Below are 1,901 nucleotides of genomic sequence, written 5' to 3' on the forward strand. Positions count from 1 at the left end.
CGTTTGTACTGTCACCACATGGCCCACCGCGTCCATTCCCCGGCGACCGGCCCGGCCGGCAATCTGGACAAATTCCGAGGGAGTCAGCATACTATGGCCATCATCGGTGCGTTTGGAGAGGGCCGAGATAACGGTGGTGCGAGCGGGCATATTAATCCCGGCTGAGAGGGTAGCGGTGGCAAAAACCACCTTAATTAAACCAGCTTCAAAGAGTTGTTCGACTAATTCTTTCCAGAGGGGTAAAATCCCGGCATGGTGAACACCACAGCCCCGGGTGAGGGGTTCCACTTGGTCGGCCCGCACCAATTGGGAAGCACTGGCTAGGAATTCAAACAGTTGATTTTTCGTCTCGGGGGCGGCGGTTAAGAGGCTGAGGAGTTGATCGTCGGACTGGGGGTTATTAGCGAAAAAAGCCAGTAATTTCTGGTGTAGAGGCGGATTTTCGACGGCAAAGAAGGAAAGGGCTAGTTCTTGCAGATTGGGATTATCTTCCAGAAAGAAAATGAGTAAACGGTAGTAAATGGCTCTAGCTTCTTCTTGATTAACGAGATTGAGGTTTTTTAGCTCTCGAATCGCCTGATCGCAACCTTTACGGCTGAAAATGACGTAAATGGCTGGGAGCATATCCTTGTCCCGCAGAGTGGTGACAATCGAGGCGATGGTGGGACAATCTTCTCGTTTTAAGCGTCGGGGTTTGCCGTGGCCGACTTTTGAGCGTAGTTTCGGGTTAACTTTGCTCTGTTTTGGGTCGAGCAGCGGGAATAATCCCTCTTTATTGGCGAAATAAAAGCGCAGGGGGACGGGGCGAAAATCGGAGTTAATTAGCTCGCAGCTGGAGGTCTGTTTATTGTCGCCGGATTGGGGCAGTTGCCGCACCCAGTTAATCCAGTCGGTGAGTTCCCCGGGGTTGCCGATGGTGGCGGAGAGGGCGACTAATTGGATACTAGGGGGACAGTAGATAATTGATTCTTCCCAAACGGTGCCGCGACCTCGATCGCTGATATAGTGACATTCATCGAGAACTAGGGTTTCCACGTTTTCTAGGGAAGTGCCTACCTCACCGATTGGAGTTTGGTACAGCATATTGCGAAAAATTTCTGTAGTCATGACTACAATTAATGCGGAGGGATTGATCACCACATCACCGGTAATCAATCCCACTTCCGCAAAGAGCAGCGGGGAATCCTCATCGCCATCGGTGGGGGTGCGACCGAATTTTTCTTGAAAATCCCGGAATTTTTGGTTAGAAAGAGCTTTCAGGGGAGTGGTGTAGAAAACCCGTTTGCCCCTTTCGAGGGCGCGATAGATGGCGTATTCTCCGATTAAGGTTTTGCCGGAACCGGTGGGAGCGCAGACCACCACTGATTTACCGGCAGCGAGAGCAGCGATCGCCGATTGCTGGAAGTCGTCGAGTTTAAAGGGAAAAATGGTTTTGAGATCCAAAGAAGTAGGGTTGAGGGACTCTTTCACGTCAAGTCTAAGAGGAGAAATTTTTAAAATTGTGGCTATTCTGGCTGGCTTTTTTTATTCTAGTCGAAAAAAGCGGACTTCTAGAAACTAGGGATAAGCTTAAGTAGGTGGGTGGAATTAAATATAAGATGAACGTAGGTTGGGTTGAAGCATGAAACCCAACCCCCGATTATGTTACGCTACCGCTAACCCATCCTACAAATAATTGTGCCTCCCTACTTAACCTTTGGGGGCGATGCCCAATCCCATCATACTTCATCTGTATAAGAAATGCTGTATCACTAATAATTGTAAGTAGTCATGCAAAATTAATTACCCAAATAAAAAATTAAGAAGTATAATACATAAAAAAACGAAGCAGCAGGAAAATACAATGAGATTGATTAGAGACCTAAACCCCGAGAGCCAGAAAATGCTAGAGAGAATTTATC

Annotated in this window: 1 protein-coding gene; it reads right to left on the bottom strand. The window is 48.0% G+C overall.

What is annotated here, in order from left to right; all coding sequences use genetic code 11:
- A partial coding sequence (locus PX481_RS07135) for a DEAD/DEAH box helicase (RefSeq protein WP_288094143.1) occupies positions 1-1,470 on the bottom strand: 1,470 nt, incomplete at its 3' end.
- Between the last annotated feature and the right edge of the window lie 431 nt (positions 1,471-1,901).

The organism is Microcystis sp. M53603_WE2 (genome assembly GCF_030065435.1).